This is a genomic window from Methylobacterium sp. J-092, from assembly GCF_022829325.1.
GTDB lineage: Bacteria > Pseudomonadota > Alphaproteobacteria > Rhizobiales > Beijerinckiaceae > Methylobacterium.
In genome coordinates this window covers 73629-99739 of sequence record NZ_JAKSXU010000144.1, presented here as the reverse complement: position 1 = coordinate 99739, position 26111 = coordinate 73629, and the positions used below count along the sequence as shown (strand labels likewise).

Genomic DNA, 26111 nt, shown 5'->3' with positions numbered 1-26111 from the left:
CCTCGGCAAGCCGCCGATCCGTCGTGCGGCGTCGCAGGGTGGAACGGTCACTCGCACTCGGAGAGGACGAGCTTGCAGCTGGGGCACTTGTCGAAGGCCATCTCCTTGGCGGCGGCCTCGGTCCGGCCCCAGCCCACGCCGTAGGTGGTGCGATTGGAGACGTAGGCGCCGCAGGCGTCGAAGCGGGCGACGACCTTGCAGTTGTCGTTGCCCATCTTGGCGCATTGGCGCATCGCGGCGGCGCCCGCGGCCTCGCGCGAATCGCCCCAGCCGATGCCGTAGCCCTCGTCGCCGGCCTTCTGGCCCTCCTCGGTGTCCACGGCGAAGGCGCCGGCCGCGGCGGCGGGAGCGGTCGCGAGGAGCGCCAGGAGCAGCGCGGACATCAGGGTCTTCATCGTTACGTCCCCATCGAGCTTGACAGGGCGGCCGAACCCTTCGCGCCGCCGCTGCCAGCCGTCTGATAAGGCAGGGCGGCGCAAAGGAAATTGCACGACCGTTCCGATCTCTTGCGCGAGCGTCCCGCCCTCATTCCGACCAGCGCAGGGCCGCCGCCGCCGCGAAGGTGCCGACCAGCGCGGCGATCAGGCTGAGGCCGGACAGGATCATCAGCGGGGTGGCGAAGGGGACGGTGCCGCCGAGGGCCGACTGCGCGGCCGAGACGCCGAAGATCAGCGTCGGGATCATCAAGGGCAGCACCAGCACGGCGAGGATTAGGCCGCCCCGGCGGATCGAGGCGGTGAGCGCCGCGCCGACCGCGCCGACGAAGGTCAGCGCCGGCGTGCCGACGAGCAGCGTCAGGGCGGTCGCGGCCATGGCGGTCCCGTCGAGCGCGACGAGCAGGCCGAACAGCGGCGAGGCCAGCGCCAGGGGCAGCCCGGTGGTGATCCAGTGCGCGATCACCTTGGCCAGCACCACGAGCTCGAGCGGCACCGGCGCGGCGGTCATCAGGTCCAGCGAGCCGTCCTCCTCGTCGGCCTGAAACAGCCGGTCGAGGCCGATCAGCGTCGCCAGCACCGCCGAGAGCCAGAGGATGGCCGGGCCGATCCGCGAAAGCAGGTTGAGGTCCGGCCCGAGGGCGAACGGCACCAGCGCCACGATCATCAGGAAGAAGACCAGCGACAGCATGCCCGACCCGCCGACGCGGGAGGCCAGCGTCAGGTCGCGGGCGACGAGGGCTGCGAGGATGCGGATCACGCCCACGCCTCCTCCGCGTCGTCCGCCGGCTCGGGCGCCCGCGGGGCGGCCTGCGCGATGTGGAGGTTGCGCGCGTCCTCGAGCCCGAGGGCCTGGTGGGTGGCGGCGATGACGAGGCCGCCGGCCGCCCGGTGCTCGGCCATCAGCCCGGCGAGCACGCCCTGCGAGGCGGTGTCGAGGGCGGCCGTCGGCTCGTCGAGGAGCCAGAGCGGGCGCGCGCAGACGAGGAGCCGCGCCAGCGCCACCCGCCGCCGCTGCCCGGCGGACAGGTAGGCGACCGGCAGGTCGAGCGCGTGGGCGAGGCCGAGCCGGTCGAGCGCCGCCCGCGGGCTCAGCCGCTTCGTCCCGAGAAGGCTTTGCGCGAAGGCGAGGTTCTCGGCCGCCGTCAGGCTGCTCTTCAGCCCGTCGCGATGGCCGACGGCGTGCAGGCACTCGGGCAGGGCCGCCTCGCCCATGTCGTGGACGGTGAGCCGGCCCGAATCCGGCCGCAGCCGCCCGGACAGGATCGCGAGCAGGCTCGACTTGCCCGCGCCGTTGCGGCCGGTGACGGTGATCGCCTCGCCCGGGCCGATGGCGAAGGTCAGCCCGGAGAAGATTTTTCGCCCCGAGCGGCGGCAGCAGAGGGCATCGACGGTCAGCCGCACGAAGGTTGCCTGTTCAGAGAATGAAACGCTTCGATCTACCGGTAGATCGCGCGCCGGTGGCCGATCCGTACCACGACGACCCTGACGGTCGCGTCGTCGATCGCAGCGATGATCCGGTAATCGCCGACCCGATATTTCCAGAGGCCGCCCAGCCGCGAACCTTTGAGCGCCTCACCGAGGCTTCTCGGATCGTCCAGGGGCGACAGGCGATCCCGCAGGAAACGGAGAATCCGCGCGGCGGCCTCACGATCGAGCCTATCGAGTTCGCGTTCCGCGGACCGTTCGAACTCAATCCGACAAGCCATGCCGATCCATCACCGCCTGCAGCGTGACGGTCCGGCTCTCGCCGCTTTTCAGAGCTGCGACCCGGCTCTCCGCTAGCTCGACGTCCTCGATCTCGTCGAGGTGGTCCTGGATCGCCTCACGCACGTGATCGTCCGCGCTGCGGCCGGTGCGTCGGGCCAGGGCGTCGAGGCGGCGTTCGATCTCCGGCGGCAGGTCGAGGGCGAGCATGGAAGTCTCCGAGGCGCGTCAGGCTTACGATGGCGGCGCGCATCCGTCCATTCTCGGCACCAAGCCCTCTTGCACGACGAGCCCACGACACCCGCGCCGCCTTGCCCGATTGCGCAAGACGAAGGAGCCGCGCAACCTCACCGTCATCGGGCAAGCGGCGTTCCGCGATCGTGGGACGCCGGGACGCACCGCCGACACGGAGGATGTCGCCATGACCAAGCCGTCGCAATCCGCGAAGCTGCGCGTGAACGACCCGCGGGTCCGCACCGAAGCCGAAATGGCCCGGGATCCCGACGCGCTCGCCGGCCGCGCGATGGTGGAGGCGCGGGTCGCGCGCTGCACCGCGGACGAGCAGGCCGCGTTCTGGGCGGCGGTGCGGCGCTGCTTCGGCGGCCCGGCGCCGGAAGCCGCCGCCTGAGCCGGACGGGACCGAGGACGCGGGCGGACAGCCTCGCGGCACTGTCACCCGCGACCCGGTAGCGGGCAAATTCGAATCGTTCTATACGGTCCCCAGGCTGCGCCGCGCGACCTTCGAGCGTCCAATTCGCTCCTCGCGCACCCTCCTGCCCGGGCACCCCCGGGGCGGCGCGCGCTCCCAGCGAGCGCAGTCAGGCCGAACACCGGTTTCGTGGCGCGGGTTATGCCTGCGCGTGTTCGACAAACGCCAGCGAGGATCAGACCAGCCGTGGCTTCCATCGACAGCTTCAAGTCCCGACAGACGCTTCAGGCGGCGGGCAAGACCTACACCTACTACTCGATCCCCGAGGCCGAGAAGAACGGGCTCGCCAACTCCACGGCCCTGCCGTTCTCGATGAAGGTGATCCTCGAGAACCTCCTGCGCTACGAGGACGACCGTTCGGTCAGGAAGGGCGACATCGAGGCGACGGTCGCCTGGGTCGACAACCGCGGCAAGACCGAGACCGAGATCGCCTTCCGCCCCTCCCGCGTGCTGATGCAGGACTTCACCGGCGTGCCCGCCGTCGTCGACCTCGCCGCGATGCGCGACGCGATGGTGGCCCTCGGCGGCGACCCGCAGAAGATCAACCCGCTGGTGCCGGTCGACCTCGTGATCGACCATTCGGTGATCGTCGACGAGTTCGGCACGCCGAAGGCGCTGGCCGACAACGTCGCGCTGGAATACGAGCGCAACGGCGAGCGCTACACCTTCCTCAAGTGGGGCCAGTCGGCGTTCGACAACTTCTCCGTGGTCCCGCCCGGCACCGGCATCTGCCACCAGGTCAACCTCGAGTACCTGTCGCAGACCGTGTGGACGAAGCGGGACCCCGACGCCTCGGACGGCTCCGAGATCGCCTATCCCGACTCGCTCGTCGGCACCGATTCGCACACCACCATGGTCAACGGCATGGCCGTGCTCGGCTGGGGCGTCGGCGGCATCGAGGCGGAAGCCGCGATGCTCGGCCAGCCGCTGTCCATGCTGATCCCCGAGGTCGTCGGCTTCAAGCTCTCCGGCAAGCTGCCCGAGGGCACCACCGCCACCGACCTCGTGCTCACCGTCACGCAGATGCTGCGCAAGAAGGGCGTGGTCGGCAAGTTCGTGGAGTTCTACGGCCCCGGCCTCGACGAGATGGCGGTGGCCGACCGCGCCACGATCTCGAACATGGCGCCCGAATACGGCGCGACCTGCGGCTTCTTCCCGATCGACCGCAAGACCATCGACTTCCTGAAGGTCACCGGCCGCACCGACGAGCGCATCGCGCTGGTCGAGGCCTACGCCAAGGCGCAGGGCATGTGGCGCGACGCCCAGACCCCCGACCCGGTCTTCACCGACACGCTCGCGCTCGACATGGGCGACGTGCGGCCCTCGCTCGCCGGCCCCAAGCGCCCGCAGGACCGGGTGCTGCTCGACGCCGCCAAGCCCGGCTTCGCCGGCTCGATGGAGACCGAGTTCCGCAAGGCGGCCGACATCGCCAAGCGCTACCCGGTGGAGGGCGCGAACTACGACATCGGCCACGGCGACGTGGTGATCGCGGCGATCACGAGCTGCACCAACACCTCGAACCCGTCGGTGATGATCGGCGCCGGGCTGCTGGCCCGCAACGCGGTGGCCAAGGGCCTGCGCTCGAAGCCCTGGGTGAAGACTTCGCTGGCGCCGGGCTCGCAGGTCGTCGCCGAGTACCTCGAGAAGGCCGGGCTGCAGCAGCCGCTCGATGCGCTGGGCTTCAACCTCGTCGGCTTCGGCTGCACCACCTGCATCGGCAATTCCGGCCCGCTGCCGGCCGCGATCTCGAAGGCGATCAACGACAACGACGTCGTGGCCGCGGCGGTGCTCTCGGGCAACCGCAACTTCGAGGGCCGCGTGAACCCCGACGTGCGGGCGAACTACCTCGCCTCGCCGCCGCTCGTCGTCGCCTACGCCCTCGCCGGCTCGATGCAGATCGACATCACCACCGAGCCGCTCGGCACCGGCTCGGACGGCCAGCCGGTCTACCTCAAGGACATCTGGCCGACGACGGCCGAGGTGGCGCAGTTCATCGAGGCGAACATCACCTCGGCGCTGTTCAAGTCGCGCTACGCCGACGTCTTCACCGGCGACGCGAACTGGCAGGGGGTCGAGGTCACCGAGGCCGAGACCTTCGCCTGGAACGGCGGCTCCACCTACGTGCAGAACCCGCCCTACTTCGAGGGGATGCAGAAGGAGCCGGCGCCGATCACCGACATCCAGGACGCCCGCATCCTCGGCCTGTTCCTCGACTCGATCACCACCGATCACATCTCGCCGGCCGGCAACATCCGCGCGGCCTCGCCCGCCGGCGCCTACCTGCAGGAGCATCAGGTCCGGGTGCAGGACTTCAACCAGTACGGCACCCGCCGCGGCAACCATCAGGTGATGATGCGCGGCACCTTCGCCAACATCCGCATCAAGAACCAGATGGTGCGCGATCCCGCCGGCCAGGTGGTCGAGGGCGGCTGGACCCTGTTCCAGCCCTCGGGCGAGCAGATGTACATCTACGACGCGGCGCAGAGATACGCCGAAGCCGGCACCCCGCTCGTGGTCTTCGCGGGCAAGGAGTACGGCACCGGCTCGTCGCGCGACTGGGCGGCCAAGGGCACGAAGCTGCTCGGCGTGCGCGCGGTCGTGGCCGAGAGCTTCGAGCGCATCCACCGCTCGAACCTCGTCGGCATGGGCGTGGTGCCGCTGGTGTTCCAGGGCGAGACCTCGTGGGCCTCGCTCGGGCTCAAGGGCGACGAGACCGTCACGATCAAGGGCCTCGCCGGCGAGCTGAAGCCGCGCCAGACCCTGACGGCCGAGATCACCGCGGCCGACGGCACCAAGCAGGAGGTGCCGCTGACCTGCCGCATCGATACGCTGGACGAGCTGGAATACTTCCGCAACGGCGGGATCCTGCCCTACGTGCTGCGCTCGCTAGCAGCCTGAAGCTCGGGTCGGGCGGCCCTCGGGTCGCCCGGCCTCACGACACTTCGTCGAGCCGCCGCGGGTCCGTCCCGCGGCGGCTCTTTTCATGCGGTGCGTGCCGGTCGGATCAGGCGGCCGGCTGCGCCGCGTCGAACGCCGCCGCGAAGGCGGCGCCGGGCCGCGCGGTGCACCGATCGACCCAGGCGTCGATGGCCGGCACGCCGGGCTTGCCGAACCACGCGAAGGGCGAGTGCAGCAGCAGGTCGACCGCGGTGAAGCGGTCCCCGAGCAGGAACGGGCCGTCGGCGAGTGCGGAGGCCAGGCGTGCCCTGGCCTCCGCGCCGTCCCGGAACGTCTGCGTCAGGAACGGGTGATCCAGCCCGGCGGCCTCGACGACCAGAACCGGCTCCAGCACGCCCGCGTACCAGGCGAGCCACCCGAGATAGGCGCCGCGCTGCCTATGCCCGTGGGGGACGGCGAGCCCGGCCTTCGGGAACAGCTCGGCGAGGTACTGCACGATGGCGCTCGATTCGCGGACCAGCGTGCCGTCGTGGTCGAGCAGCGGCACCTTGCCCTCGGGATGCGGGTTGCCGGAATCGCGGATCCCCGACCCGTCCCTGCGCGGGATGGTCACCCGCTCGATCCGGACGTCGTCGAGGGCGTCGAGCTCCTTGAGCAGGGCGACGATGCGGGTCGAGCGGCTGTTGGGGGAATGGTAGAGCGTGATCACGGCGATCTCCTGCTGGCGGGTCGGCAGGGGATGGTCTAGCCAAGGTCTCCTGCCAGTTTCCGTCAGTTGCACGATGGCCCGAGCCGACCGGCTTCTCCGACTGCTGCATGCGATGCGCGTCCTGCCGGCGCCGGTGACGGCGGCCCGGCTGGCCGAGGAGACCGGGGTGTCGCTGCGATCGATCTATCGCGACATCGACAGCCTGCGCACGGCCGGCGCCGGGATCGAGGGCGAGCGCGGCTACGGCTATCGCCTCGTCGAGGACGTCGCGCTGCCGCCGCAGACCTTCGACCGGATCGAGATCGAGGCCCTGGTGCTGGGTCTCGGTGAGGTCCGCCACATGGGCGACCCGGCGCTCGCGGAGGCCGCCGCCTCGGTGCTGGCGAAGGTCGCGGCAACGCTGTCCGACCGGCGCGAGCAGCACCTGCTCCACGCGGTGTCGCAAGTCCGCCGCTTCGGGACGCGCTACCCGGCGACCTTCGACATGACGACGATCCGCACCGGGTGCTGGCGCGAGGAGGCGGTGACCATCCGCTATGCCGACAAGGACGGAGCGACGACCGTGCGGACGATCCTGCCGCTCTCCATCGTCTACCTCGACGACAAGATGACGGTGCTGGCCTGGTGCTGCCTGCGCGCGGCGTTCCGCATGTTCCGCGCCGACCGCATCGCGGCGGCGGAACCGGCCGGCACCAGCTTCCGCCCGCGACGGGTGGCGTTGCTGCGCAGCTACGTCGCCGAGCTCGGCCGCCGCGGATGATGCGGGCCGGGCCCGCCGGCCGGGCGATGCGCGTCTGAGCCAGAAATAAGAGCCAGCGACCGCGAATAGATTGTGCGCAAGGGTGTTTTGCGGCCGCCGCCGCCCCATAACCTCCCGACCACAACCGGGAGATGCCCCATGAAGACCCTGAATGTCCTCGCCCTTGCCGGCCTGATGACCCTGTCCGGCGCCGCCCTCTCGGCCCAGGCGCTGGAGCGCGTCCGCGGCACGATCGAGAAGGCCGACGGCGGCATGGTGACGATCAAGACCGTCGACGGCGCGACCGAGACCGTCGACGTCGGCGGCGCCAAGTTCGCCTGGGTGGTGAAGTCGAGCCTCGACCAGATCAAGGACGGCGTCTTCATCGGCACCGCGACCAAGGGCGAGAACCCGATGACGGCGCTCGAGGTGGTGCTGTTCCCCGAGTCGATGCGCGGCACCGGCGAGGGCCATTACGGCTGGGATTCGATCACCGACCACACCGCCGCGGGCGGCACGGCGGTGAAGAGCTCGATGACCAACGGCACCGTCAAGGCCGAGTCGGGCACGCCGCGCGTCAAGAGCGCGATGACCAACGGCACGGTGAAGGCCGACACGGCCGGCGCCTCCGGCACGAAGACGTTGACCGTCGGCTACGGCAAGGACGGTGCGGCCAAGACCATCGAGGTGCCGCCGACCGCGCCGATCGTCGCCTTCGAGCCGGCCGACAAGGCGATCCTGATGCCCGGATCGAAGATCTTCGCCGTGGTCGACAAGGCCGGATCGAAGATCGAGGGCAAGCTGATCGCCGTCGGCAAGGACGGCCTCACCCCGCCGATGTGATCCCGGGCGCCGGCGGCACGCGGGTCCGTGCCGCCGCGCCTGACTGGTCATGTCCGAACGGCCGCGGGACCTCGAATCCCGCGGCCGTTCGCATGTCAGGGGGCCTTCGCGTCCGCGCCGACCGTGAACTCGCGCCACAGCAGCATCAGCGCCGCCATCACCGCCGGGCCGAGGAACAGGCCGAGCAGGTGGAAGGTCTCGACCCCGCCGAGAATGCCGAGCAGCACCCACAGGAACGGCAGCTTGGTCGTGCCGCCGATGAGCGCCGGGCGCACGAAGTGGTCGGCCACGAACGTCACGACGAAGCCGGCCACGGCCACGATCACCGCCGCCTTCACCGAGCCGGCGGCCACCAGCAGCAGCGCCGCGATGGCGATGGCGAGCGCGGCGCCGAACGGGATCATCGCGGCGACCGCGGTGAACGCGCCGAGCAGCACCGGGTGCGGCACGCCGGCGAAGTAGTAGACGATGCCCAGCACGACGCCCTCGCCGAGGCCGACGAGGACGAGGCCGTCGACCGTGCCGTGCACCGAGGCGACCATCTGCCGGCCGACCCGCTCGCCCCGCGGCCCGAACAGGCGGTTGCAGGCAACGAGGACCTGATCGCGGATGGTGCGGCCGTCGCGGAACAGGAAGAACAGCGCGACCAGGCTGAAGCCGAACAGCACGACGCGGTGCACGACCTCCTTGCCGACGTTGCGCGACACCCCGATCACCGAATCGTTGTCGAGCCTGCGCAGCATGTCGGAGCCGGCATCCGGATGGCTGAGGTTGGCGCTCCACCACGCCGAGGCCTGCGCCGCGCCGTAGGGCAGGTGGTTGACGACGTCCGGCACCGGAATGCCGTCCTTCTCGGCCGCGCGCACGAAGTCGAGGACGTCGTGGGCCTCGCGCGCCGCCTGGATGCCGAGGACGACGAGCGGCGCGAGGAAGACGAGGGCGACGAGGAGCGTCGCGACGAGCGGGAGCACGACGTTGTGTCCGCCCGGCGGGAAGCGCCGCTCGACGCGCACGTAGAGCGGCCACAGCGCGATCGCGAGCACCACCGCCCAGGCCAGCGCCGGCAGGAAGCCGGACAGGATCCAGAGCCCGAGGGCGGCGAGCGCCAGCACCAGCACGACGCGGGCGACGCCCTGGCCCCTGGCCTTCTCCACCGGCGGAAGCGGCGGCGCGTGTTCGGTGCGAAGCGTCTGGTCCATCAGGCGGGTCCTCCGGCGCGATCCGCCGCGCGCTCATGTAGGCCGCCGCGGGACCTTTGCCATACGCGGAATCCGGGCCCCGGGGGCGGCACGGTTGCCGGGCCGGACCCCCTCGTGTAGAGGTCGCGGCCACATGACGGGGCGGCGCGCGGCGCCCTCCGCCACTGGGCCGTGCGGATGGGGGCGCCGCGTCGAGCACCGGCGGCGGCCCGTCGCACCAATCCCGATTCGGCGAGAACGCATGTCAGACCAGCCCAGCACCGGCACCGCCACCTTCGAGCGCGTGGCCGACATCATCGCCGACACCGCCGACATCCCGCGCGAGAAGATCACGCCCGAGAGCCACGCGATCGACGATCTCGGCATCGACAGCCTCGCCTTCCTCGACATCGCGTTCGCCGTCGACAAGGCCTTCGGGATCAAGCTGCCGCTCGAGCGCTGGACCCAGGAAGTGAACGAGGGCAAGGTCCCGGCCGAGGAGTACTTCGTGCTGAAGAACCTCTGCGCCCGCATCGACGCGCTGGTCGCGGAGAAGGCCGCCAAGGTCTGATCCCGGGGTCTCGGCACCGAGACCGGCACCGGCAAGACCCGGGCGGCGACGCCCGGACCGAACGACCCTCCGAAAGCCTGCGGATCGGCAGCCCATGCGCCTCGAATATTTCGAGATGATCGATTCCGTGGTGAGCCTCGACCGCGCCGCCGGCCGGATCGAGGCCCTGGCCCAGGTGCCGATGGAGAGCCCGGTCTTCGAAGGGCACTTCCCCGGCCATCCGCTGGTTCCTGGCGTGCTGCTCACCGAGACGATGGCGCAGGCCTCGGGCTACCTCGTGCTCGCGCACCTGAACTTCGCGCAGATGCCGTTCCTGATGGCGGTGGACAAGGCGCGCTTCCGCTCCTTCGTCGGCCCCGGGGCGACGCTCAGCGTCACCGCGAGCCTGGAGCATGACGGCTCGGGCTACGCCGTGACCAAGGCCGCGATCCGCCACGACGGCAAGCTCCTGGCCGATGCCGAGCTCCGCTTCCGCACCATGCCGTTCCCGGACGGGCTCGACGCGCTGATGCGCGCGCGCACCGCGAAGATCGGCCTGGTGATGGACGGGGATCCGGCGGAGGCCCCGGCAGGAGAACCCGCATGAGCCGCGCCGTCGTCGTCACCGGGATCGGCCTCGTCTCCTGTGCCGGCGAGGGCCTGGCCGCCCATCTCGACGCGCTCGCGGCCGGCACGCCGCCGCGGACCGACGCGACGACGTTCGCGCCCTATCCCGTCCACCCGGCGCCGGCGCTCGCCTGGGACGGTCAGATCCCGAAGAAGTCCGACCAGCGACAGATGGAGGCGTGGCAGCGCCTCGGCGTCTACGCCGCCGGGCTCGCCCTCGACTCGGCCGGCGTGAAGGACGACGCCGCCTTCAAGCAGGCGCTCCACCTCGTGGTCGCGGCCGGCGGCGGCGAGCGCGACTACGCGGTCGACGGGGCGATCCTCACCGGCCTGCGCGATGCCGCCGATCCCGGCGCCTATCTCAACGAACGGTTGCAGAACGACCTGCGGCCGACGCTGTTCCTGGCGCAGCTCTCGAACCTGCTCGCCGGCAACATCGCCATCGTCCACGGCGTCAGCGGCGCGTCGCGCACCTTCATGGGCGAGGAGGCGGCCGGCGTCGACGCGCTGCGCATCGGCCAGGCGCGGATCGCCTCCGGCCAGATCGACGCGATGCTGGTCGGCGGGTCCTACAGCGCCGAGCGGCCGGACGTGATGGTCGTCCACGAGATGGGCGGCTTCCTGCGCAAGCCCGACTATGCGGCGGTCTTCGCACGCGAGGACGCACCCGGGTTCATCCTGGGCAGCTGCGCGGCCTTCCTGATGCTCGAGGCCGCCGAGACCGCCGCGGCCCGCGGGGCGCGGGCGCTCGCCCGCCTCGGGCCGGTCGCGAGCGACCGCACCCGGCGCGCGCCCGGCAGCGTCTCGACCAGCCTCGACGCCCTGTGGCGGCAGGCCGGGATCGGGCAGGCGCAAGCGGTCGTCTCCGGCGCCACCGGCGTCGCGGCGATCACCGGCGAGGAGCACGCGTGCCTGTCCACCCTGGCGCCCGACCGGCCGGTCCATGCGCTGGGCGACCTGATCGGCCACGGCCTCGAGGTGACGGCGCCGTTCGGGGCCGCCCTGGCCGCCGGGCTCGTGGCCGATCGCGGCCTGTCGGAGGTCGCGGTCACCGCCGTGGGCCACCGCCGCGGCGAGGGCGTTCTACGCCTGATGGCCGTCTGAGCGGCGGCCGTCGCGACAGTTTCCCCGATGCGCCTTCGGCAAGGGTCACTCCCACCCGCCGCCTCATCCTGAGGCGCCTGCCTCGGCGGCCCTCGAAGGGGGCCTCCCGCCGACGCGCGATCCCTCAAGGTCTCCTTCGAGGTCTCCTTCGCGGCGGCTCGCGCCGCACCTCAGGATCAGGGGGGTGGATGGGAGTCGGCCGCCACGGGTCGGCCGCTTCGTCCCTGCTTTCCGGTCCTACTTCGCCGCCGTCGTCAGCGGGCAGCCGCTGGCCTCGGCGGTGGCGAAGGCCTCCGGTCCGGGCACGGTGGCGAGCTTCCTGTAGAGGTCCCACTCGCCCTTGGATTCGGCGGGCTTCTTGACCTCGAACAGGTACATGTCGTGGACCATGCGCCCGTTCGGCAGCACCTTGCCGCCCTTGGCGAAGACATCGTCGACCGGCATCGTGTGCAGCAGCGTGTTGACCGCCTCGGTCTCGTCGGTCCCGGCGGCCTTCACCGCCTTGAGGTATTGCAGCACCGCCGAATAGGTGCCGACGTGGATCATGTTGGGCATCTTGCCGGTGCGCTTCATGAAGCGCTGCCCGAAGGCGCGGGTCTCGTCGGTGAGGTCCCAGTACCAGCCCTCGGTGAGCGTCAGGCCCTGCGCGACCTTGAGGCCGAGACCCTTTACCTCCGCCAGGGTGAACAGCAGCGCCGCGAGCCGCTGCCCGCCCTCGACGATGCCGAACTCGGCGGCCTGCTTGATGCTGTTGGAGGTGTCGAGGCCGGCATTGGCCAGCCCGATCACCTTGGCGCCGGAGCCCTGCGCCTGGAGCAGGAACGAGGAGAAGTCCTGCGCCGAGAGCGGATGGCGGACGTTGCCCAGCACCTTGCCGCCCTTCGAGGTGACGTAGCGGGCGATCTCGGCTTCCAGCGAGTAGCCGAAGGCGTAGTCGGCGGTCAGCATGAACCAGGTGTCGCCGCCCTGCTGCACCAGGGCGCCGCCGGTGCCGACCGCGAGCGCGTGGGTGTCGTAGGCCCAGTGATAGCCGTAGGGCGTGCAGGCCTTGCCGGTGAGGTCGGCGGTGGCCGCGCCGGTGGTGATGGTGATCTTGCGCTTGTCCTTCGACAGGCCCTGGACCGCGAGCGCCACCGACGAGGTCGTCAGCTCCATGATCGCGTCGACGTTGTCGCGGTCGTACCATTGCCGCGCGATGCCCGACGCGATGTCGGGCTTGTTCTGGTGGTCGGCCGAGACGAGCTCGATCGGCGTCCCGTTCATCGTGCCGCCGAAATCCTCAACCGCCATCCGCGCCGCCTCGATCGAGGAGCGGCCGCCGAACTCGGCGTAGGTGCCGGACTGGTCGTTGAGGATGCCGATCTTCACGACGCCGTCCGAGAAGCCCTGCGCGGCGGCGGGTGCGGCGAGCGCGGCGAGCGCGACCGCCAGCGCGAGACGGACCTGTCCCTTGGTCATGCGTATCCTCCCGGAAGACGTGATCTTGTCGATCGGCCGCCGTTCGGGCGGTCCGGGGCGCATGCTAGGCGAAGGGCGGCCGCGCAACCACGGCGGGCGTCGCCCTCCGTGTTACGCTTTGCGCGGAGCTTCATTCTCGAGGAAGGGGCGGAGCGCCGCGAGGGTCGCGGCCGGGTTCTCCTCGGCCAGGAAGTGGCCGGACTCGATCTCGGCGCCGACCGCGTTCGGCGCCAGCGTCCGCCGCCACGCCGCGAGCGCCGTCTCCGGCTTGTCGCGATCCAGGTAGCGGCTGCTGGCGAGAACGAGGACCGGCATCGCCAAGGTCCGCCCGGCGGCGATGTCGGCCCGGTCGGCCGCGCGGTCGGGGCCGGCGCCCGCGCGGTAATCCTCGCACATCGCATGGATGCGCTCGGGCACGGACCAGGCCTGGGCATAGAGGTCGAGCGCGCGCAGGTCGAACGCCGAGAGGTCCTTGGCCGACGTCCAGCCGGCGATCAGCGTCCGGAAATAGCCGTCGGGATCCCTGCCGATCGCGGTCTCCGGGTTCGGGGCCGGCTCGGCGAGGAACGGCCAGTGCGGGTTGGCGCCCGGCGCGGCCTCGATCCGCTCCCACTGGACCGCCGTCGGCACGACGTCGAGCAGCGCGAGCGTCGAGACGCGGGCGGGCTGGTCCAGGGCGAGGCGGTAGGCCACCCGCGCGCCGCGATCATGCCCGGCGAGCGCGAAGCGGACATGGCCGATCCGCTCCATCAGCGCGACGATGGCCCCGCCGATCCGGCGCTTGGAGTAGCCGTCGTGGGCCGGATCGCCCTCTGGAGCGGCCGACCAGCCGTAGCCCGGCAGGTCGAGGCAGATCACGCGGTGGTCGCGGGCGAGGTCGGGGGCGATGCGGTGCCAGAGCGCGTGGCTCTGCGGGAAGCCGTGGAGCAGCAGGAGCGGCGGCGCATCCGCCGGGCCGCCGACGCGGGCGAAGGCCTTGCCCCAGGCGGCCTCGGTCCACAGCGCCTCGAACCCGGGAAACAGATCGTCGCCACCGCTCGACATGGGCCTTGCTCCAACCTTCGCCGATCGCGACCCGCGGGTGGCGGCGTCGCGCGCCAGCGTCAAACGCGCTCAGGGGCGTCGGGCTCCGGCGGCGATGCGCCCACGCGCGGCAGGGAATGCGAATAAAATCTTAATCCCTGTCGTGGAGGGTCGCATCACGACTGATGGTGCCCGAATGCCCGTTCAAACCCTGGAAGAGCTCGCGAGGATCGACTCCGACTGGGTCTGGCAGACCGATGCCGCGCAGAACTTCACCTATCTGTCTCCCGAGGTGGAACGCTTCCTCGGCCGAACCGCCGGCGCGCTGACCGGCACGTCGCGGATGACGATCGCCGCGAACGGCGGCGACGGCAGCTTCTGGGAGCCCTACTTCACGGCGCTCGACCGGCGGCAGGCCTTCACCGGCTTCATCTATCCCTACGCCCATCCCGACGGCCACGTGCGCTGGTTCCGCATCAGCGGCGAGCCCGTCGTCGCGCCGGACGGGACCTTCTGCGGCTATCGCGGCACCGGCACCGACATCAGCTCCGAGGGCCAGGCGCGCAGTGCCCTCGCCGACGCGCTCGCGGAGCTGCGCACCTCGCACGCCATCCTGGTGGAGCAGAACAAGCGCTTCGAGGCGGCGCTGAGCGACATGACCCAGGGCCTGTGCCTGTTCGACGAGGCGGCACGCCTCGTCGTCTACAACCAGCGCTATTGCGAGATCTTCGGCCTGGCACCCGAGGCCCTGCGGATCGGGATGTCCCAGCGCGAGATCTGCGCGATGCTGGTGGGGGCCGGCTGCTATCGCGGCGGCACCACCGTCGATGCCCTATGCGAGGGCACGCGCCAGGCCCTGCTCGACCCGGACCCGAAGCCGATCCAGCGCGAGCTCGCCGACGGCCGGATCCTCGCCGTGTGCTATCGGACGATCGAGGACGGCGGCTGGGTCTCGACCTTCGAGGACATCACCGAGCGCCGCCGCAACGAAGCGCGGATTGCGCACATGGCGCGCCACGACGCGCTCACCGACCTGCCCAACCGCACGGCGTTGCGCGAGCACGGCCTCAGCATGCTCGGCAAGCCGCGGCGTGCGGGCGAGACCACGCGGCTCGCGATCCTCTGCCTCGACCTCGACCGGTTCAAGGCGGTCAACGACACGCACGGGCACGGCGCGGGCGACGCGCTCCTGCGCGCGGTGTCCGAACGGCTCTGCGCGCGGGTCCGCACCGGCGACCTGGTGGCGCGCCTCGGCGGGGACGAGTTCGCGGTGCTGCACCGCGTCGCCGACGCGGCCGGCGCGCTGGCCCTGGCCGAGCGGATGATCGAGCTGGTGAGCACGCCCTACGATCTCGACGGCTACACCGTCGAGATCGGCATGAGCGTCGGCATCGCAATCGCCGACGAAGCGGCCGACGACATCGACCGCCTGCTCAAGAACGCCGACACGGCGCTCTACCACGCCAAGGGCAAGGGCCGCGGCACCGCCTGCCTGTTCGAGGCGGCGATGGACGAGACCGCCGAGGTCCGCCGCGCGATCGAGCGCGATCTCGCCGACGCCCTGAAGCACGGGATGTTCGAGGTGCATTACCAGCCGCTGGTCAACCTCGACAGCAACCGGGTCACCGGCCTGGAGGCCCTGGTCCGCTGGCGCCATCCGGAGCGCGGGCTGATCCCGCCGGCCACCTTCATCCCGGTGGCCGAGGAGACCGGGCTGATCGTCGCCCTCGGGGAATGGGTGCTGAACCGGGCCTGCCGCGACGCCGTCGCCTGGCCGGGCGGGATCAGCGTCGCCGTCAACGTCTCGGCCGTGCAGCTGCGCCACCGCACCTTCGCGCAGACGGTGCTGCTCGCCCTGGCCGCGAGCGGGTTGCGGTCCGACCGGCTGGAGCTCGAGATCACCGAGAGCGTCCTGCTCGACGACACCGAGGCCAACCTCGAGACCCTTCACCTGCTGCGCCGGACCGGCATCCGCATCTCGATGGACGATTTCGGGACCGGCTACTCGAGCCTGACCTACCTGCGCCGCTTCCCCTTCGACAAGATCAAGATCGACCGGTCCTTCGTCCAGGATGCCGGGAAGGCGACCGAGGCCGGGGCGATCATCCGCGCCCTGGTGAGCCTCGGCACCAGCCTCGGCATCACCACGCTGGTCGAGGGCATCGAGACCGAGGAACAGCTCGCCGCCGTCCGGGCCGAGGGCTGCCAGGAGATGCAGGGCTTCCTGTTCAGCCGGCCGCGCACGGCCGACGAGATCACGGCGATGCTGACGGCCGCGCGCGACGAAGCCGCCGCAGCCTGAGACCGGCATATACAACTCCGGATTGTATTTACATCTTTCCTTAAGCCGAAACCCATACGGTAGGTTGCATAGCCGGTTTGCGATGCAAGCTCATGGGATCGCGTGCGATGGGAACGAGGGCGGGACGCGGGGGCGGAAGGCTGGCGGCCTGCCGCGGCGGAAACGCGGCGGTCGAGTTCGCGCTGGTCACGCCGCTCCTGCTGCTGTTGTTCGCCGGCATCTCCGCCTTCGGCATCTATCTCGGCGCCACGCACACCCTGCGCGAGATCGCGGCGGAGGCGGCACGCGCCTCGGTCGCCGGCGTCAGCGACGGCGAGCGCGCCTCCCTCGCCCAGGCGGTGGTGCAGCGCAGCCTCGCCGCCAGCGCGATGTTCAAGGCCGGCAGCGTCGGGGTCTCGGTCGGCACCAGCCCGAGCGACGCCACCGTCTACACGGTCACGCTCACCTACGATTCCTCCGGGCTCGGGCTGAAGTCCCTCGGCAAGCTGGTCCCGCTGCCGCCGGACATCTTCACCAGCACGGTCAGCGTGCGCCGGGGCGGGCTGTGAGCCGCGGGGCGCGCGACCTGCGATCGGCCCGGGGCGGCTCGGTCGCGGTTCTGGTGGCGCTCGGGGCCACCGCGCTGATGGGCGCGGCCGCGGTCGGGATCGATCTCGGCATGGTGGTGCAGGCCAAGCGCAAGGCGCAGGGTGCCGTCGACATCGCCGCGATGCTGGCCGCCGCCGGCGGCGGCGGGGCCGACGCGCTCGCCCGCCGCTCGCTGGCCGACAACGGCTACGCCGCCGCCACGGTGACGGTCTCGCCCGGGAGCTACGCCGGCAACGCCAGGATCGCGCCCGCCAGCCGGTTCCAGGCCGGCGCCAGCCCCGCCAATGCCGTCCGCGTCGGGCTGCGGACGGGGGTGCCGGTGCATTTCGCCCAGGTGCTCGGCCTGCCCAGGACCGTGCCGATCCAGGTGACGGGCACGGCCGCGAGCGCGCAGTTCGCCGCCATCTCGATCGGCTCCGGCGTGGCCGCGCTCGATGGCGGCATCGCCAACGCCCTGCTCGGGGCGATGCTGGGGACGAAGCTCTCGCTCTCCGTCCTCGACTACAACGCGCTGCTGTCGATGCAGGTCGACGCCTTCCGCTTCCTCGACGCGCTGGCGACCAACCTGAACCTCCAGGCGGCGGACTACACCGACCTCGTCGCCGCCAACGCCAGCGTCGGGCAGCTCACCGCCGCCCTCAAGGTCGCGGCACAGGGCACGTCGGGGGCGGGCGCCGCGGTGACGGCGCTGACGAAGCTGATGGGCGCGCTGCCCAACGCCGGCGCGCTGATCCCCGTGGCGCAGGTCGTCGACCTCGGGGATGCGGCCGCCCTGTCCCCGGCGCGGGGCGCGGCCGGCCCCCTCGTCGGCCTGATGGACGTGATCTCCGACATCGCCGCCAACGCCAACGGCCAGAACCAGATCGCGCTCGACCTCGGCGCGACGGTCCCGGGCCTGCTCAACACGCGGCTGACGCTGGCGATCGGCGAGCGGCGCCAGGATTCCGGCTACGTCCAGCCGGGCACGCCGAACGCCACGGTCCACACCGCGCAGGTGCGGATGCTGCTCGAGACGACGCTGACCGCGCCGCTCGGCCTCGGAACCGTGACCCTGCCGATCTATCTCGAGGCGGCGCAGGCCTCGGCGACCCTGCGCGGGGTCGCCTGCCCCTGGACCGCCTCGACCCGGCGGCAGGCGACGGTGGATGCGCAGCCCGGCCTCGCGACCCTCGCCGTCGCCAACGTCCCGCGCAGCAGCATCGCGGTCGGCGCCGGCACGCCCGACCTGAGCCGGTTCGCGAACCTCATCGCGCTGCCGCTGCTGACGGTGCAGGGAACGGCGCGGACGACCATCGCCAGCCCGGCGCCGCAGACCCTGACCTTCTCCGACGACGAGATCACGCGGCAGGTCACCAAGACCGTGTCCACTACCGGCCTGACGCAATCGCTGACCGGAAGCCTGGTCCAGGGCCTGTCGCTCTCGATCAACGGGTTGATCGTGCCACCCCTGCTCGGGCCGGTGCTGTCGACCGCGCTGATGGCGGTGACCCCGGCCCTCGACATGGTGCTCGACACGACGCTGCGCATCCTGGGGCTGCGCCTCGGCTACGCCGACGTCACCGTCGACGGCACGATGTGCAACCAGGCCGTGCTGGTACAGTAGCACGCCGCCGCTTCGGCCCGGCGCCTGCCGGACGCCCGGCCCGGCACGATCGATGTGCCGAAGCCCGGCCTCGCCGGCGGCGCGGCGGCACGCGCGCCGCACCGGCCGGTTCGACGATCAGTGCCCGCGCCCCGGCCCGCGCGACAGGGCGGCGATCTGCTGGCCGAGGCTGAGGAGCAGCACGTCGACGAGAAGACGCAACTCCGAGTTGTCGAGCTGATCGATCGTCTCGCGGCAGGCCAAGGCGTGGGCGGCGGCGGTGTCGAGGATCGCCGAGGGGTCCTTCCGCTCGATCTCGGCGAAGGCGCCGAGGTCGAGATCGCCCTCGGTGACGTCGATGATGATCCCGTGGCCGTGCAGCACGGTCCCCGACTCGTTGCGGACGAGCCGGCCGCGATCGAGGATCCGGCGGACGCGGCCGGCGGTCGAGACGGTGCGGTATTCCGCGACGAACAGGCCCCCGCTGCGGCGCAGGCGCTTGAAGTGGCGCGACAGCTTCGGCAAGTCGTCGGGATGGACGCGGGCCTTGGCCCGCTCGAACGGCACGGGCAGCCCGGCGATCGCATGGTCTCCCGCCAGAACGTCGGCGGCCCCGGCATCCAGAATGCAGCGGTCGGGCTGGGCCGACCAGGCCCAGGTTCCGACCACGCCGGAGGCCGACAGAGCCGCCGTCAGGTCGACGGGCCGCGAGCGGGACCGGTCGATCGTTTCTGAGCGCATGGAGGACCTCCACGGTTCGGTTGCAGTTTCGCTTGGGAACCGCCGATATACAACCCAAGATGGAATTAACAACGCGTTAATTCAACACTCGGATCAGGCTCGACACCGCTGCATTCTACCGATTCCTGGGGGATGCAGGGCTATCCGATGCTGGGAATGCTGTTGGAGCCCAGTGCAGGCGCGCAGGCCCGGCCGACGAGGCCGAGACGTCGCCCCGTTCGTTTCCCGACATCGCTCGGGCGAGGCTCGAGACCGGACGAGGGGGGACGATCAGCCGATCTGGCTGAACAGGGTCACGGCCCCGAAGATCAGAACGGATACGACCACGACGGCGATCAGGATCAGGGCCGCACGCGATTCCTGCAATTCCGGCGACATGCCCGCTCCATCACAGCCGGCGGACACGATGCCTCCGGCCAGCGCTATCCCGAACGAAACCTTGCATCGATCGATCCGGCTGTCGAGATGCGCGCGGTCGCCGGCCGCGGTGCGACAGCGCACAGCTTGGCCGCACGTTCACCCCTACGTTGAAGTCCTGCCGAAGGCCGACCCGTGCTCGCGCGTGAACGGCCGAGCCGGCATGGAGTGATGATCATGACATCGTCCCTGCGCATCGCCGCCCTCGTCCTCGCCGCCCTGCCGATCGCCTCGGCTCACGCCGGCGACACCCGGTCGAAGCCGCTGAGCCCGCGCGACCGCGCCGCCCTCGAGACCGCCCAGAAGTTCTCCGCCCGCATGAGCCGCCTCGATGCGCTGATGGGCGGCGTCCCGCAGAGCCCGGGGACGGCCCGCTCCCGCTCGGCCAACGCCGAGCACTAACGCGACGGCATCTCACCGAGGCCGCCGGCCTCGACGACGAAGCGCGCGACCGCGTCGGCTCCCGCGCCCTCCCGCAGGGATGCGAACACGTAGGGCCGCGGCCCGCGCATGCGCCGGGTGTCCGCCTCCATCACCCCGAGATCGGCGCCGACCAGCGGCGCGAGGTCGGTCTTGTTGACGATGAGCAGGTCCGAGCGGGTGATGCCGGGGCCGCCCTTGCGCGGGATCTTCTCGCCGCCCGCCACGTCGATGACGTAGAGGGTGATGTCGGCGAGCTCCGGCGAGAAGGTCGCCGCGAGGTTATCGCCGCCCGACTCGATCAGGATCAGGTCGAGCTTCGGGAAGCGCCGGCGCATCTCGGCCACCGCCGCCAGGTTGATCGAGGCGTCCTCGCGGATCGCCGTATGCGGGCAGCCCCCGGTCTCAACCCCCATGATCCGCTCCTCGGGGAGCGCGCCGGCCACCGTGAGGATGCGGGCATCCTCCTTGGTGTAGATGTCGTTGGTGATGGCGCAGATCTCGTAGGTGTCGCGGAAGCGCTTGCAGAGCTGCTCCATCAGCGCGGTCTTGCCCGAGCCGACGGGCCCGCCGATGCCGACGCGCAAGGGTCCATTGTTCGATGCCATGCGGGCAAGCTCCGTCAGAGGATCACGAGCGGAAGATCCGCGAATACTGGGTCTCGTGCCGGAACGAGCCGAGATCGAGGCGAAGCGTCGCCGAGCCGAGGTCGTCGAGGCTGCAGGCCTCGGCCTGCTCGGCGAGCGCGGCGATGCGCGGGCTCAGGCCGGCGATGATCCGCGTGCCCGCGGCCTGCCCGATCGGCGCGGCGCGCAACGCGGCCGAGACGAGACTCTGGACGAAGGCGAGTCCGTAGGCGGCCAGCATCCCCGGCCGGTCCATGCCGTGCGCGCCCGCGGCGGCCCCGACCGCGACCGGGTAGGCGACCGCCCCCGGCAGCGCCCCGGCGACCCCGTCGAGGGGTGGGCACGGCCAAGCCGCCAGGGTCGCGTCGAGGAAGCTGCGGCCCTGCTGGCTCGTCTCGAGGTGAAGCTCGCGCGACGGCGCCAGCGCCAGGGCGAGATCGTTGATCCCGGCGAGGTCCGGCAGAGCCGCCGCCGCCGCGGCGCGGTGGGCGTGGGCCGCCAGGATCAGGTCGTTGCGGCCGGCCCCGTGCTCCATCACGTCGCCGAGCCAGCCGGAGATGCCCGCCTCGTCGGCGACGTCGCCCGCCTCCACCGCCCATTCGAGCCCGTGCGAGTAGGCGTAGGCGCCGACCGGGTAGGTCGGCGACAGCCACGCCATCAGCCGGATGCGCTCAATCATGGGTGTGGTAGCGCCCGTCGCCGTGATGATGGGCGCGGCCGCCCGCGGGCTCGCCAGGGTCGCCGGCATCATGGCCATGCGCCTGGGCGTGGCCGCCGGCATAGGCGCCCCCTTCCGGCCGGAACGGGCGCTCGACCGGCTCGGCGCTGCCGCCGAGGCCCCGCACCATCTCGGCCAGCACATGGTCGAAGGCGATGAACACCGCGTCCGCGGTGATCTCGGCCGGGATGTGCCGGTTGCCGATATGCCAGATCAGCCGCTTCAGGGCGTGGTCCGACCCGGCCCGGACCTCCAGCAGGCGCTCGGGCGCGGCCTCGACCCAGACGAGCCGCCCATCCTCCAGCGCCAGCGCGTCGCCGTCGTCGAGCACCATGGGCTCGGGCAGGTCGAGCAGGAAGGCGAGCCCGCCGACGCCGCGCATCGCCATGCGGCGGCGATGCCGGTCGCCGTGGTCGAGCACAATGCGGTCGACGATCTCGGCTCCGGCGAGAACGTCGGCGCGGATGACGCGGGTGGCGCGGATCATGGGGTCAGGACTGATCCAGCAGGTCGGGCTCCTTGGGCAGGTAGTCGAGGTCGAGCGCCTGAACGACCGTGAACGGCGGCACCTCGGGAAACAGCGTGAAGTCGATGCCGGTCTCCTTCGACGCCAGCAGGCGGCCGGACAGGTAACACGCGTCGAAGACATCCGCCGGGTAGCGCTTGAGGCTGGGGCTGGCGCGCAGAACACGGCCGATCCGGGTCCGCTGCTCGAAGATCGTGGCCGTCCAGCTGTTGTTGCGCAATCCCGGCTGGTACTTCCACTTGAGGAGATGGCCGAGAAGAACGTCCAGGCGGCTTTCGATCTGGTGCTTCTCGCTGCCGCCCACGCTCCTCACCTCGTCGATCAGGTTCCTCAGGTCGAGCTCGTCGAACCGGCGTGCCCGCAGCAGCTCGGCCTGGGCCTGCGTCCAGAGATAGAAGTCCGTCTCATAGGGATCGGCCGCCGGAGGCGGTCTCAGCGCGGCGTTCGACATCGTGGCTCTCCTCGAACGTGCCGATCCTACCTCAAAACAAAAAGTACCGCTGCGCCATCGGCAGAACGTCGGCCGGCTCGCAGACCAGCAGCTCGCCGTCGGCGCGCACGTCGTAGGTCTCGGGATCGACCTCGATCTCGGGCGTCGCGTCGTTGAGGATCATGCTCTTCTTCGAGATGCCGCCGCGCACGTTCTCCACCGCGACGAGCTGCTTCTGGACACCCAGGCGCTCGCGCAGGCCGTCCTCGATCGCGGCCTTCGAGACGAAGGTCAGCGCGGTCGCGAACGGCGCGCGGCCGTAGGCGCCGAACATCGGGCGATAATGCACCGGCTGCGGCGTCGGGATCGAGGCGTTGGGATCGCCCATCGGCGCCACCGCGATCATGCCGCCCTTGATCACGAGGTCGGGCTTCACCCCGAAGAAGGCCGGCGACCACAGCACGAGGTCGGCGAGCTTGCCCGGCTCGACCGAGCCGATATGGGCCGACACGCCGTGCGCGATCGCCGGGTTGATCGTGTATTTCGCGATGTAGCGCCGCGCCCGCAGGTTGTCGTTGCCCGAGGCGTCGCCGGGGAGGGCGCCGCGCTGACGCTTCATCTTGTCCGCCGTCTGCCAGGTGCGGATCGCGACCTCGCCGACCCGGCCCATGGCCTGGCTGTCCGACGACATCATCGAGAGCGCGCCGATGTCGTGCAGGATGTCCTCGGCCGCGATCGTCTCCTTGCGGATGCGGCTCTCGGCGAAGGCGAGATCCTCCGGGATCGACGGGTCGAGGTGGTGGCACACCATCAGCATGTCGAGATGCTCGTCGATAGTGTTTTTCGTGTAGGGCCGCGTCGGGTTGGTGGACGAGGGCAGCACGTGCGCAAGCCCCGCCACCTTGATGATGTCGGGCGCGTGCCCGCCGCCGGCGCCCTCGGTGTGGAAGGCGTGGATGGTGCGGCCGGCGAACGCCGCGATCGTGTCCTCGACGAAGCCCGACTCGTTCAGCGTGTCGGTGTGGATCATCACCTGCACGTCGTGCTGGTCGGCGACCGTCAGGCAGGTGTCGATCGCCTTCGGCGTGGTGCCCCAATCCTCGTGCAGCTTGAGCGCGCAGGCGCCGGCCCGCACCATCTCGACGAGAGCGTCGGGGCGCGAGGCGTTGCCCTTGCCGGCAAACGCCAGGTTCATCGGAAAGCTGTCGGCCGCCTCGATCATCCGGGCGATGTGCCAGGGGCCCGGCGTGCAGGTGGTGGCGAAGGTGCCGTGCGCCGGCCCGGTGCCGCCGCCGAGCATGGTGGTGATCCCCGAGCACAGGGCCTCGTCGATCTGCTGCGGGCAGATGAAGTGGATGTGGCTGTCGAAGCCGCCGGCGGTGAGGATCTTGCCCTCCCCGGCGATCACCTCGGTGCCCGGGCCGACGACGATGTCGACGCCCGGCTGGATGTCCGGGTTGCCGGCCTTGCCGAGCCGGACGATCCGCCCCTTCACGATCCCGACGTCGCACTTCACCACGCCCCAATGGTCGAGCACGACCGCGTTGGTGATCACCGTGTCCACCGCGCCGTCGGCGTTGGTGACCTGGCTCTGCCCCATCCCGTCGCGGATCACCTTGCCGCCGCCGAACTTCACCTCCTCGCCGTAGGTGGTGAAGTCGCGCTCGACCTCGATCTCCAGGCAGGTGTCGGCGAGCCGGATGCGGTCGCCGGTCGTGGGCCCGAACATGTCGGCATAGGCGGCGCGGGGGAGGGCGGCGCGGGGGGGCGTGTTGGCCATGCTAGAGCGCCCCCATCACGTCGCCGCGGAAGCCGTACACCGTCCGCCCGCCGGACAGCGGCACCAGGGCCACCTCCCGCGTCGAGCCGGGCTCGAACCGCACCGCCGTGCCCGGCGCGATGTCGAGGCGCCGGCCGCGGGCCTTCTCCCGGTCGAAGCGCAACCCCGGGTTGACCTCGAAGAAATGGTAATGCGAGCCGACCTGGATCGGCCGGTCGCCGACGTTGGCGACCTCGACCACGGTGCGCTCGCAGCCTTCGTTGAACACGATCTCGCCCGGCAGCGTGGTGACGGCGCCCGGCACGTCGGGGGAGGGCGCGCCGCGCACCGGATGGTGCACGGTGACGAGCTTGGTGCCGTCGGGGAAGGTCGCCTCGACCTGGATGTCGTGGATCATCTCGGCGATGCCCGGCATCACCTGGTCCGTGGTGAGCACGTTGGCGCCCGCCTGCATCAGCTCGGCGACCGAGCGCCCGTCGCGGGCGCCCTCGACCACGACGTCGGTGATCAGCGCGATCGCCTCCGGGTGGTTGAGCTTGACGCCGCGGGCAAGGCGGTTCCGCGCGACCTGAGCGGCCATGGCCACGAGGAGCTTGTCTTTTTCGCGAGGCGTCAGCAGCACGAGGAGCCCTCTCGGATTTCGGCCGGTCCGGACTCGTTTCGGCCGGTTCGGACCTGGAGCAAGGATCATGCTGGTGCGACGGTCAAGCCTTCCGGGCGACCGGAACGTGCCGCGCCTACCGCTGATTGAACCTTCGCGCGTCCGTACATGGCGCGTTCACGCGCACGCGTCATTCTGCGGATCCGAACATGACGATTCCCCTCCCCATCGCGCTCGTGAACGCGCGCCCCGTCGGCATCGCCGAGCTCGCCGCCTCCGCGGTGGCGCGCGCGCCGGCGCCCGATCGGCACGGCACCTTCCCCGTCGAGGCGATCGCGGCGCTGCGCGGCGCCGGGCTGCTCGTCGCGCCGCTGCCCGAGGCGTTGGGCGGAGCGGGCTTGTGCACGCCCGGCGGCGCTGACCGCCTGCGCGACGTGCTGCGCGGAATCGGGCGCGGCAACCTCGCGGTCGGGCGGATCTACGAGGGCCACGTCAACGCGCTGGCGCTGGTGCTGCGCTACGGCAGCGATCCGGTGCGCGCGCGCTTCGCGGCCGATGCCCGTGCCGGGCACCTGTTCGGCGTGTGGAACACCGAGCCGGCGGAGCCGGGCGGTCTCGCGCTCGGCACGGAGGCGGATCCGGCGGTGCTGACCGGCGCGAAGTCCTACGCCTCGGGGGCCGGGCACGTCACGCGCCCGCTGGTGACCGCGCGGCTGCCGGACGGGCGCCGCCAGATGCTCGTGGTGCCGCTCGATCCGGAAGCCCGCGCCGAGCTCGCCGACTGGCGCGCCCACGGGATGCGCGCCTCCGCCACCGGCACCGTCGACTTCTCCGGCCTGCGGGTCGAGCCCCTGGACCGCATCGGCGCCCCGGACGACTATTATCGCCAGCCGTTCTTCGCCGCCGGGGCGTGGCGCTTCCTCGCGGTCCAGTGCGGCGGCATCGAAGCGGTGCTGGAGGCGCATCGCGGCCACCTGACCGCGACCGGCCGCGGCGGAGATCCGCACCAGCGCGCCCGCCTCGGGCAGGCGGCCACGGCCGCCGAGACCGCGCGCCTGTTCGTGGAGCATGCCGCCCGGCTGGCGACGACGGAGCCCGTCGAGGGCGACCGGGCGGTCGCCTACGTCGCCCTCGCCCGCGGCGCGGTCGAGCGGGCGGGCCTCGACGCGATCGAGCTGGCCCAGCGCTCGGTCGGCCTCTCCGGCTTCCTCGAAGCCCACCCGCTCGAGCGGCTGGTGCGCGACCTCGCAACCTACCTGCGCCAGCCGGCCCCCGACGGCGCCCTCGTCAGCGCGGCGGCCTACGTCGCCGGGGCCGACGCCCCGGTCCACGCGCTCTGGCACGACCCCGAACTGACCTGACAGCCGCATCGACGCACGACCCCGTCGCGCCGAGCCCTGC

29 protein-coding genes are annotated in these 26111 nt (G+C 71.4%); 12 read left to right on the top strand and 17 right to left on the bottom strand.

Annotated features, from left to right (window positions below; genetic code table 11):
* Nucleotides 1–47: 47 nt before the first annotated feature.
* The 5 genes from MKK60_RS18455 to MKK60_RS18435 form a co-directional block, all read right to left on the bottom strand.
* Entirely contained in the window at nucleotides 48–395 is a 348-nt protein-coding gene (locus MKK60_RS18455) for a DUF4189 domain-containing protein (protein WP_147728617.1), read from the bottom strand.
* 130 nt (nucleotides 396–525) lie between these two features.
* The gene (ccmB, locus tag MKK60_RS18450; protein ID WP_147842503.1) at nucleotides 526–1194 is read right to left on the bottom strand and encodes a heme exporter protein CcmB; all 669 of its coding nucleotides are present in this window, start codon (nucleotides 1192–1194) and stop codon (nucleotides 526–528) included.
* Nucleotides 1191–1838, bottom strand: coding sequence for a heme ABC exporter ATP-binding protein CcmA (ccmA, locus tag MKK60_RS18445; RefSeq protein ID WP_147842504.1), 648 nt, complete (start codon nucleotides 1836–1838; stop codon nucleotides 1191–1193). Before ccmA ends, ccmB begins: the two co-directional genes overlap by 4 nt.
* Nucleotides 1839–1873: 35 nt before the next feature.
* Entirely contained in the window at nucleotides 1874–2143 is a 270-nt protein-coding gene (locus MKK60_RS18440; protein WP_147727319.1) for a type II toxin-antitoxin system RelE family toxin, read from the bottom strand.
* Complete coding sequence (locus MKK60_RS18435) at nucleotides 2127–2351, bottom strand: TraY domain-containing protein (protein WP_147842505.1); 225 nt, start codon at nucleotides 2349–2351, stop codon at nucleotides 2127–2129. Before MKK60_RS18435 ends, MKK60_RS18440 begins: the two co-directional genes overlap by 17 nt.
* Here MKK60_RS18435 and MKK60_RS18430 point away from each other — a divergent pair.
* Nucleotides 2350–2769, top strand: a complete 420-nt coding sequence (locus MKK60_RS18430) for a hypothetical protein (protein WP_243988096.1) — start codon at nucleotides 2350–2352, stop codon at nucleotides 2767–2769. The two genes, MKK60_RS18435 and MKK60_RS18430, sit on opposite strands and share 2 nt — an antisense overlap.
* Nucleotides 2770–3036: 267 nt before the next feature.
* Nucleotides 3037–5748, top strand: a complete 2712-nt coding sequence (gene acnA, locus MKK60_RS18425; protein WP_147727321.1) for an aconitate hydratase AcnA — start codon at nucleotides 3037–3039, stop codon at nucleotides 5746–5748.
* 106 nt (nucleotides 5749–5854) lie between these two features.
* On the opposite strand, the gene MKK60_RS18420 is transcribed toward acnA, so the two are convergent.
* A complete protein-coding gene (locus MKK60_RS18420; protein ID WP_243988094.1) occupies nucleotides 5855–6457 on the bottom strand; it encodes a glutathione S-transferase family protein in 603 nt (200 codons plus the stop codon).
* 73 nt (nucleotides 6458–6530) lie between these two features.
* Here MKK60_RS18420 and MKK60_RS18415 point away from each other — a divergent pair, with 73 nt between their 5' ends.
* On the top strand, nucleotides 6531–7217 hold the full coding sequence (locus MKK60_RS18415; RefSeq protein WP_243937424.1) for a helix-turn-helix transcriptional regulator: 687 nt from the start codon (nucleotides 6531–6533) through the stop codon (nucleotides 7215–7217).
* A 138-nt stretch (nucleotides 7218–7355) separates the two neighbouring features.
* Nucleotides 7356–8039 carry a metal ABC transporter permease gene (locus MKK60_RS18410; protein ID WP_147727324.1) on the top strand — a complete coding sequence of 228 codons (684 nt, stop codon included), beginning with the start codon at nucleotides 7356–7358 and terminating at the stop codon, nucleotides 8037–8039.
* 95 nt (nucleotides 8040–8134) lie between these two features.
* On the opposite strand, the gene MKK60_RS18405 is transcribed toward MKK60_RS18410, so the two are convergent.
* Complete coding sequence (locus tag MKK60_RS18405; RefSeq protein WP_243934893.1) at nucleotides 8135–9238, bottom strand: AI-2E family transporter; 1104 nt, start codon at nucleotides 9236–9238, stop codon at nucleotides 8135–8137.
* Between the two features lie 241 nt (nucleotides 9239–9479).
* Between MKK60_RS18405 and MKK60_RS18400 the strand changes: the two genes are divergently transcribed.
* The 3 genes from MKK60_RS18400 (at nucleotide 9480) to MKK60_RS18390 (ending at nucleotide 11498) form a co-directional block, all read left to right on the top strand.
* The gene (locus tag MKK60_RS18400; RefSeq protein WP_147727326.1) at nucleotides 9480–9788 is read left to right on the top strand and encodes an acyl carrier protein; all 309 of its coding nucleotides are present in this window, start codon (nucleotides 9480–9482) and stop codon (nucleotides 9786–9788) included.
* 94 nt (nucleotides 9789–9882) lie between these two features.
* Nucleotides 9883–10374: a 3-hydroxyacyl-ACP dehydratase FabZ family protein gene (locus tag MKK60_RS18395; protein WP_147727327.1), complete on the top strand. Its 492-nt coding sequence runs from the start codon at nucleotides 9883–9885 to the stop codon at nucleotides 10372–10374.
* Nucleotides 10371–11498 carry a beta-ketoacyl-ACP synthase gene (locus tag MKK60_RS18390; RefSeq protein ID WP_243988086.1) on the top strand — a complete coding sequence of 376 codons (1128 nt, stop codon included), beginning with the start codon at nucleotides 10371–10373 and terminating at the stop codon, nucleotides 11496–11498. The genes MKK60_RS18395 and MKK60_RS18390 overlap by 4 nt, the downstream gene beginning before the upstream one ends.
* A gap of 237 nt (nucleotides 11499–11735) precedes the next feature.
* Here the strand turns inward: MKK60_RS18390 and MKK60_RS18385 are convergent, their stop codons facing one another.
* On the bottom strand, nucleotides 11736–12956 hold the full coding sequence (locus MKK60_RS18385; RefSeq protein WP_243988084.1) for an ABC transporter substrate-binding protein: 1221 nt from the start codon (nucleotides 12954–12956) through the stop codon (nucleotides 11736–11738).
* A 111-nt stretch (nucleotides 12957–13067) separates the two neighbouring features.
* Complete coding sequence (locus tag MKK60_RS18380; RefSeq protein ID WP_243988082.1) at nucleotides 13068–14000, bottom strand: alpha/beta fold hydrolase; 933 nt, start codon at nucleotides 13998–14000, stop codon at nucleotides 13068–13070.
* A 175-nt stretch (nucleotides 14001–14175) separates the two neighbouring features.
* On the opposite strand from MKK60_RS18380, the gene MKK60_RS18375 reads away from it, so the two are divergent.
* From MKK60_RS18375 to MKK60_RS18365, 3 genes are all read left to right on the top strand, one after another.
* On the top strand, nucleotides 14176–16281 hold the full coding sequence (locus MKK60_RS18375; RefSeq protein WP_243988080.1) for a putative bifunctional diguanylate cyclase/phosphodiesterase: 2106 nt from the start codon (nucleotides 14176–14178) through the stop codon (nucleotides 16279–16281).
* Nucleotides 16282–16388: 107 nt separating this feature from the next.
* Entirely contained in the window at nucleotides 16389–16829 is a 441-nt protein-coding gene (locus tag MKK60_RS18370) for a TadE/TadG family type IV pilus assembly protein (protein ID WP_243937449.1), read from the top strand.
* Nucleotides 16826–18472 carry a TadG family pilus assembly protein gene (locus MKK60_RS18365; protein ID WP_243988070.1) on the top strand — a complete coding sequence of 549 codons (1647 nt, stop codon included), beginning with the start codon at nucleotides 16826–16828 and terminating at the stop codon, nucleotides 18470–18472. Before MKK60_RS18370 ends, MKK60_RS18365 begins: the two co-directional genes overlap by 4 nt.
* Nucleotides 18473–18589: 117 nt before the next feature.
* On the opposite strand, the gene MKK60_RS18360 is transcribed toward MKK60_RS18365, so the two are convergent.
* Complete coding sequence (locus MKK60_RS18360; protein ID WP_147729382.1) at nucleotides 18590–19192, bottom strand: PAS domain-containing protein; 603 nt, start codon at nucleotides 19190–19192, stop codon at nucleotides 18590–18592.
* 270 nt (nucleotides 19193–19462) lie between these two features.
* The gene (locus MKK60_RS18355) at nucleotides 19463–19693 is read right to left on the bottom strand and encodes a hypothetical protein (RefSeq protein ID WP_243988060.1); all 231 of its coding nucleotides are present in this window, start codon (nucleotides 19691–19693) and stop codon (nucleotides 19463–19465) included.
* A 93-nt stretch (nucleotides 19694–19786) separates the two neighbouring features.
* Between MKK60_RS18355 and MKK60_RS18350 the strand changes: the two genes are divergently transcribed.
* Nucleotides 19787–20011: a hypothetical protein gene (locus MKK60_RS18350; protein WP_147843749.1), complete on the top strand. Its 225-nt coding sequence runs from the start codon at nucleotides 19787–19789 to the stop codon at nucleotides 20009–20011.
* On the opposite strand, the gene ureG is transcribed toward MKK60_RS18350, so the two are convergent.
* Genes ureG through MKK60_RS18320 form a run of 6 tightly spaced genes read right to left on the bottom strand, consistent with a single transcriptional unit; the run spans nucleotide 20008 to nucleotide 24731 of the window.
* The gene (gene ureG / locus MKK60_RS18345) at nucleotides 20008–20637 is read right to left on the bottom strand and encodes an urease accessory protein UreG (protein ID WP_243934882.1); all 630 of its coding nucleotides are present in this window, start codon (nucleotides 20635–20637) and stop codon (nucleotides 20008–20010) included. The two genes, MKK60_RS18350 and ureG, sit on opposite strands and share 4 nt — an antisense overlap.
* A 22-nt stretch (nucleotides 20638–20659) precedes the next feature.
* Nucleotides 20660–21334 carry an urease accessory protein UreF gene (locus tag MKK60_RS18340; protein WP_243937455.1) on the bottom strand — a complete coding sequence of 225 codons (675 nt, stop codon included), beginning with the start codon at nucleotides 21332–21334 and terminating at the stop codon, nucleotides 20660–20662.
* Nucleotides 21327–21860: an urease accessory protein UreE gene (locus MKK60_RS18335; protein ID WP_147858762.1), complete on the bottom strand. Its 534-nt coding sequence runs from the start codon at nucleotides 21858–21860 to the stop codon at nucleotides 21327–21329. Before MKK60_RS18335 ends, MKK60_RS18340 begins: the two co-directional genes overlap by 8 nt.
* Nucleotides 21861–21864: 4 nt before the next feature.
* Nucleotides 21865–22350 (bottom strand): DUF29 domain-containing protein, encoded by a 486-nt coding sequence (locus MKK60_RS18330; RefSeq protein ID WP_147843752.1) that lies wholly within the window; start codon nucleotides 22348–22350, stop codon nucleotides 21865–21867.
* A 31-nt stretch (nucleotides 22351–22381) separates the two neighbouring features.
* A complete protein-coding gene (gene ureC, locus MKK60_RS18325) occupies nucleotides 22382–24109 on the bottom strand; it encodes an urease subunit alpha (protein WP_147843753.1) in 1728 nt (575 codons plus the stop codon).
* Nucleotide 24110: 1 nt separating this feature from the next.
* Complete coding sequence (locus MKK60_RS18320; RefSeq protein WP_147729308.1) at nucleotides 24111–24731, bottom strand: urease subunit gamma; 621 nt, start codon at nucleotides 24729–24731, stop codon at nucleotides 24111–24113.
* 188 nt (nucleotides 24732–24919) lie between these two features.
* On the opposite strand from MKK60_RS18320, the gene MKK60_RS18315 reads away from it, so the two are divergent.
* Entirely contained in the window at nucleotides 24920–26071 is a 1152-nt protein-coding gene (locus MKK60_RS18315; RefSeq protein WP_243988052.1) for an acyl-CoA dehydrogenase family protein, read from the top strand.
* Nucleotides 26072–26111: the final 40 nt, after the last annotated feature.